Origin of the sequence: Candidatus Infernicultor aquiphilus, assembly GCF_002784285.1 — a bacterium.
Taxonomy (GTDB): Bacteria; Atribacterota; Phoenicimicrobiia; order Phoenicimicrobiales; family Phoenicimicrobiaceae; genus Infernicultor; species Infernicultor aquiphilus.
This window is the reverse complement of record NZ_PFKO01000244.1, coordinates 1-5,683: the sequence shown is the minus strand read 5'-3', so window position 1 is coordinate 5,683 and position 5,683 is coordinate 1. Positions and strand designations below refer to the sequence as shown.

General features: G+C 35.2%; 8 protein-coding genes. 1 reads left to right on the top strand and 7 read right to left on the bottom strand.

What is annotated here, in order from left to right; all coding sequences use genetic code 11:
* The 6 genes from COZ07_RS06570 to COZ07_RS06545 all read right to left on the bottom strand — a co-directional run.
* Positions 1–622 (bottom strand): ABC transporter permease (locus COZ07_RS06570; protein ID WP_406607772.1); only part of this gene is annotated, 622 nt, incomplete at its 3' end.
* Between the two features lie 104 nt (positions 623–726).
* The gene (locus COZ07_RS06565; RefSeq protein WP_406607770.1) at positions 727–1,965 is read right to left on the bottom strand and encodes an ABC transporter permease; all 1,239 of its coding nucleotides are present in this window, start codon (positions 1,963–1,965) and stop codon (positions 727–729) included.
* Between the two features lie 3 nt (positions 1,966–1,968).
* A complete protein-coding gene (locus tag COZ07_RS06560; protein WP_406607769.1) occupies positions 1,969–2,658 on the bottom strand; it encodes an ABC transporter ATP-binding protein in 690 nt (229 codons plus the stop codon).
* Positions 2,659–2,786: 128 nt separating this feature from the next.
* A complete protein-coding gene (locus tag COZ07_RS06555; protein WP_406607768.1) occupies positions 2,787–2,936 on the bottom strand; it encodes a hypothetical protein in 150 nt (49 codons plus the stop codon).
* Between the two features lie 91 nt (positions 2,937–3,027).
* Positions 3,028–3,552 carry a hypothetical protein gene (locus tag COZ07_RS06550; RefSeq protein ID WP_406607767.1) on the bottom strand — a complete coding sequence of 175 codons (525 nt, stop codon included), beginning with the start codon at positions 3,550–3,552 and terminating at the stop codon, positions 3,028–3,030.
* A gap of 21 nt (positions 3,553–3,573) precedes the next feature.
* Positions 3,574–3,834 carry a DJ-1/PfpI family protein gene (locus tag COZ07_RS06545; RefSeq protein WP_406607771.1) on the bottom strand — a complete coding sequence of 87 codons (261 nt, stop codon included), beginning with the start codon at positions 3,832–3,834 and terminating at the stop codon, positions 3,574–3,576.
* Between the two features lie 423 nt (positions 3,835–4,257).
* On the opposite strand from COZ07_RS06545, the gene COZ07_RS06540 reads away from it, so the two are divergent.
* Positions 4,258–4,383, top strand: coding sequence for a hypothetical protein (locus COZ07_RS06540; protein ID WP_406607766.1), 126 nt, complete (start codon positions 4,258–4,260; stop codon positions 4,381–4,383).
* Positions 4,384–4,503: 120 nt separating this feature from the next.
* Here COZ07_RS06540 and COZ07_RS06535 read toward each other — a convergent pair whose 3' ends face one another.
* Positions 4,504–5,556 carry a Fic family protein gene (locus COZ07_RS06535; RefSeq protein WP_406607765.1) on the bottom strand — a complete coding sequence of 351 codons (1,053 nt, stop codon included), beginning with the start codon at positions 5,554–5,556 and terminating at the stop codon, positions 4,504–4,506.
* Positions 5,557–5,683 lie beyond the last annotated feature (127 nt).

Sequence of the window (5,683 nt, the reverse complement as noted above, 5' to 3'; positions counted from 1 at the left end):
GTAATTCTGTTACCTCGCCAGGCATCTCCAGAATCCTCTGGGCTTGATCCAAAGGAAGATAGAAAATAGTATCATCCAGCATCTGTATAGAACTTTGAAGCTTCCCGACAATCTGGAAAGTAGAACCTTTGAAGGAGCCAAAAGGAGTCGTATACAGAATAGTGACTTTATCCCCTACTTTACGGTCTATTTTTTCCAGTAGTCCGGCTCCCATAACGACTTCCTTGCTACCCAATTCAACCATCCTTCCCTCGATTATCTTTTTATCTATCTTGGTAAAGGCTATTTCTTCAACGGGATCAACTCCCCAGCCCATCATTCCCACTAATTCATCATCCATACTGACCACAGCTCCGAATTTCAGTCGTGGAACAACCTGTTTCACTCCTTCCACTAACTTTAATTTTTCACTCATCTCTGAGTAACCTTTACCATTAAACCCATCTAAAGTATAATTTAAAGACAGAAGACGTTCTTTTAGTTTGTATTCTTTATCGATAATCCGTATATGACCGGCTTTATAATGGATATGATTTTCAAAAGTAGATTCTATCATTCCGCTGATTAACCCCCGGGCAAAGATCACGGCAATAATGGCAACCGCAATAGCAATAGCAGAAATTGAGGTTCTAATCCTGGATCTCGATAGATTTTTCTTGGCTAAATTCCATAAAAATTTTATTTTCTTTACCCTCCCTGCCTGTGCGTGTACGCACGCAGACAGGCTTATCGATGATAGATTGCTTTTACCGGATCTTTATGTGCTGCCCAATATGCCGGTACTATACTGGATAACAGTGCAACCGTAACGCTTAAAATAAATAAGAAACTGAAGGCAGGATAATTCCAGGTTCCATAAATTTTATCGAGAATGGGAATGCCATATTCAGATATATCTATACCCATAACGTTGAAACCAAAACCGTATTTCGCCATCAAACCTACCCCTGCAAACCCAATTAAACATCCGGCTAATCCACCAAGGATGCCTATGCCGGTTGCCTCTACCATAAAGACAAAAACAATCTCCCACTCTCTCATCCCCAAAGCTTTCATCATACCGATTTCTCCCGTTCTTTCCAGGGCAGACAGGATAACATTATTAATAATTCCTATCATACCAATAAGAAGAACGACTAACAGGATAGTCCCAATTCCACCTTTTTTGGCAGTACTTAAAGCGATGATTGATTCAGCGGATTCTCTCCAGGAATATGCTTGCAATTCCAGGTCTTTATCTTTAAAACTATCCATCAATACTTTGCCGATTTTATCCTCATCTCCGGAAGCTGTTTTCAGAGCAAGCAGACTAAACCCATTATCGACGTTTAATGCCTGCTGGGCAATATCTAAAGGAACAAAAACAACCCCGTTATTAATCATCGGGTTGGGCGTATTTAACAGACCTGTAATTTCCACATCGATGGTATTAAAGGTATCTTCTTTCGTCCTCACCAGAAGTGTAATATAATCATTAATTTTTAAATCCATTAGTTCGGCTAATTTTACGCCTATAACTGCTTTTGATTCACCCGGGCTAAACATCGAACCTTCAATGATATAATTTTGAGTAGCAAAAACCTCATTATATTGTTCGGGAGAGATACCCAAACCCAGGACCACTGTTTCATCAATCCCGTTATTAAGGTTGGCCTTAAATCTTAGTTCGGGAGATACTCCCAATATTCCATCCATGTTTTTTATGCTGTCTACTATATCCTGGTTTAAATAAATTAAATTTTCTAAAGGCAGCTTTTCTCTGTCCTCCCAGTATTCAGGATAAGCCACCTGAATATTCCCTGTATCGTAATTCTTTATATTGCTAAAAGACATTTCTTCCATGCCGCCCATAACAGAATCCATAAATAAATAACCGAAAAATGCAAAGGCAATCACCATAATTGTAATTACATTTCTCCTTTTTTGGCGGGTTAAATTTTTCAAGCCGAGTTTAAAACTAAACACCTTTTACCCCCTCCTTTCATCGGCAGAAATCATACCATCCTTAAGATTAATATATCTATGAGCATATTCCATTACCATCGGGTCGTGGGTAGAAAAGATAAAAGTAGTGCCTAATTCTTTATTCATCTTCACCATAATTTTTACTACATCGGTAGCATTTTTAGAATCCAAATTGGCAGTTGGTTCATCTGCTAAAACAAGCTTGGGTTCCTTAACTAAAGCCCGGGCAATGGCCACTCTTTGGCTCTCTCCGCCAGAAAGTTCATTGGGCCTTCGATTCTCCAATCCCTTAAGCCCCACTTCTTCTAATATTTGTAATACCCTTTCTTTTATTTTCAATTCTGAAGTATGGTCAATCAGTCGGATAGCAAATTCTACATTTTCATAAGCAGTTAATACCGGAATCAAGTTATAACTTTGGAAGACAAATCCGATATTGAACCTTCTGGTCATGGCAAGGGCTTTCCTGGAAAGATCGCTTACCTTATTTCCGTTTAAACGAATTTCCCCCTCTGTAGGTGTGTCCAGACAACCTATCATGTTTAGAAGCGTGGTTTCCCCTGAACCGGAAGGACCAAAAATGGTTGAAAATTCGCCTTGTTCTACTATTAAGTCTACTCCTCGCAAAGCAGGTACTTCTATTTTTCCCTGTTGATAAATTTTTTTGACTCCTTTTAGTTCGAGTAAAGACATTTAATTCTCCTCCTTGACTAAATTCGATTGAATTAATGATTCCTTTTTATATTTTAATTACTTATCCAGTGAATAAATTTAAGTTAATTCTCTTTAATTATTTTATACTTTATTTCAATTTTTTTCACCTATCGATGATAAATTGCTTTTACCGGGTCTTTATGGGCTGCCCAGTAGGCGGGAGCTATACTGGAAAATAATGCAATCACTAAAATGGTGATGCCATTCCTTCTTTTTTGGCGGGTTAAATTTTTTAGACCAAGTTTAATACTAAACATCTTCTGCTCCTACAATTGCAGTAATGTGTAATATGTAATAAGTAGTAAATGGATACGATAAAATTAAAAACCAGAAAGTAGAACTAAGAAATTAATTAATAGTGATAAATTTCAGTTTACCAAATACTGCGTTTGCTTCAATTTCTAAATATCCTTGATTAGTGCTAATATCGCCTATTTTATATTTTTGGGAACTAAATATCACTGATGATCTATCCGGTAATTCTAATTCACCAAAGGCAGAACTCGCCTTGATCAATGTCGGGACATCAGGATTAAGGATAACTTTTCCATCTGCGAATATGGCATTAACCTCTATTTTCTTTACCTCACCTTCTATCTTTACTTTTGATAAATCGATTGTGCCTGAAGCAAATACAATATTATATTCATCTTGAACTTCTGAAACCCTGATTATTCCTTCTCTAAAGATAATGCTTCTGCTATCTTGAAAACCAAAACCATTAAAAAGGATAAATACTCCGAACAAGACAATAACGATCCCCACGATTAATTTGAATGTATGAACATTAAAATTAAAAATACTATTCAACAGTAAAACGATTCCTATTACTAAAAATACGATTCCCATAAAATATCCGCCAAATATTCTCATTATTTATCTCCTTTAAATATTCTATTTATTTTGTAAAGCGGTAATGATAGCCGGAAGAAATGCCGGAAGGTCTTGAGGTGTTCTGGAAGTAATCAAATTATTATCCACTACGACTTCTTTGTCCAGATAAATCGCTCCAGCATTGATGAGGTCATCCTTGAGCGAAATCACAGCTGTGGTTTGTTTACCCTTCATAATATTCGCCGAGATAAGAACCCAGGGGCCATGGCAGATAGAAGCTACTACGCTGCCTTTAAAATTGCTATCTTCTTTCCTTTTAATTTCATTAAAATATCCTCCTTCTAAAATTATTTTCTAATAATTTACCCATGGATTTTTACGTCCCCTATCATTTTCTAATTGTAACCAAATTATCCAGGATATGCAAAACATCGATAAACTAAGAGAGTTAATTAGCGTTCTTGCTAGTGCTATAAGTTCGGTCTAATGGCTTATTGTACCTTATTTTCCGAATTTTCTTTATACTACAAATCTATTTAAAAATCCTCCTTTTTTAGAAGAATATTTATAATAAAAAAGCCCTTCAGTAAAATGCCAAAGGGCTGCTTATTATCTGGCTCCCCGAACTGTTCCATAGATAGAACTTTTACATCTATATTCTATTTTTCTCCCAAAGTAAAGAAATCCAATCAAATTATACCCAAATACCAAAACCCTATTTACTTAGCAAGAGAATATAAATGTATGATTGATAATGGCCAAGTGAAAAATCAGCCAGCCCTTGCAAAGTTAAAAGGAGTTTCAAGGGCAAGAGTAACTCAAATCTTAAATTTATTGAAACTCGATAAATCTTTTATAAAAAAATTCTAACAAATTGGAGACTAAATGGAAAGAAGAATTATTTCAGAAAAGCAATTAAAAAAATAATTAATAAAAACAAGAAAAATAATACTTGTCACAGTAATGTCACAGTAATGTCACAGTAGAATGTCACAGTAAAATATAATATTTTGTTGGGTCGGTTGAACTTTTAGCAACTGCTTTAATGATTTTATTTTTAACTAAGTCATCTAAATCACGCTGAGCAGTCTTACGAATACACAAAGTAACTTTCTGATAATTATTTACTGTTATTTTATCGTTTTTTAGTATAAATCTAATCGCTTCTTCCTGACGGGCATTAATTCCTACTTTTTTTATTTTCTCTAATTTTATATCATTCTCGATAATCTTCTTTCCCTTATCCTGTATACCCCTCATCTGCGATCGCAATCCGTTAATAAAATACTCAAGCCAAACCGTCATATCCATTTTGTTTTTTCTTACGGACTGGATAGCATTGTAATAGGCCAAACGATCTTTTTCATAATATTCAGAAATAGTAAACAACTTCTTAAAATCATATCCAGTCTTGTAGAGAATAAGTGTAGAGAGAAGTCTTGCTGTTCTACCATTACCATCTACAAAAGGATGTATATGCACAAACTGAAATTGAGATATAGCTGAGACTATAACTGGTGATATTTTTTTAATATTAGCGTTAATCCATTCTACAAATTCCCCCATAAGATGAGACACTTCTAAAGGCGCCGGTGGAGTATATATGATCTCTTTTGTTCGAGAATTAACTACGTAATTTTGAATTCCCCTATATTCCCCAGGATGTGCCTTGTCCCCACGGACACCACGGACAAGGATTTTATGAAGCTCCCGGATTAACCCTTCGCTTATAGAGTTATCTTTGCCAAGATATTTTGAAATAAAATACATTGCCTTCTTATAATTAAGAAGCTCCTTCTCATCGTCACGATTAACGTCTTTAACCTTTTTTCCTGATAATATATCTTGCGCTTGCTCAAGATTAATAGCTGTACCTTCTATATGAGTTGAATAATGTGATTCAAGAATAAGTGCTTTTTTCTGCATATCACTAATCCAATCATCTTTAAGCTTAATTGCTTCAAGAAAACCTCGTACACGCTCAATTTCAATCAAAGCTTGATTTATGTTTACTGTTATTTTAAATTTAGGATGAAATGGCATATTTCTATATTCTCCTTATAAAGGTAGGTTGTATGGGTTTAAAGCATTTGGATTAGTTGAAGATATTTCTGCAAATGCTTCCCATATTTTTCTACTATTCATTTTTTTTAATCTTGGGAGATATCTA

Excerpts from the sequence above, each read along its gene's own strand:
- COZ07_RS06560 (WP_406607769.1), bottom strand. The coding sequence starts at position 2,658 with ATGTCTTTACTCGAACTAAAAGGAGTCAAAAAAATTTATCAACAGGGA.
- COZ07_RS06555 (WP_406607768.1), bottom strand. The coding sequence starts at position 2,936 with ATGTTTAGTATTAAACTTGGTCTAAAAAATTTAACCCGCCAAAAAAGA.
- COZ07_RS06550 (WP_406607767.1), bottom strand. The coding sequence starts at position 3,552 with ATGAGAATATTTGGCGGATATTTTATGGGAATCGTATTTTTAGTAATA.
- COZ07_RS06540 (WP_406607766.1), top strand. The coding sequence starts at position 4,258 with ATGATTGATAATGGCCAAGTGAAAAATCAGCCAGCCCTTGCAAAGTTA.
- COZ07_RS06535 (WP_406607765.1), bottom strand. The coding sequence starts at position 5,556 with ATGCCATTTCATCCTAAATTTAAAATAACAGTAAACATAAATCAAGCT.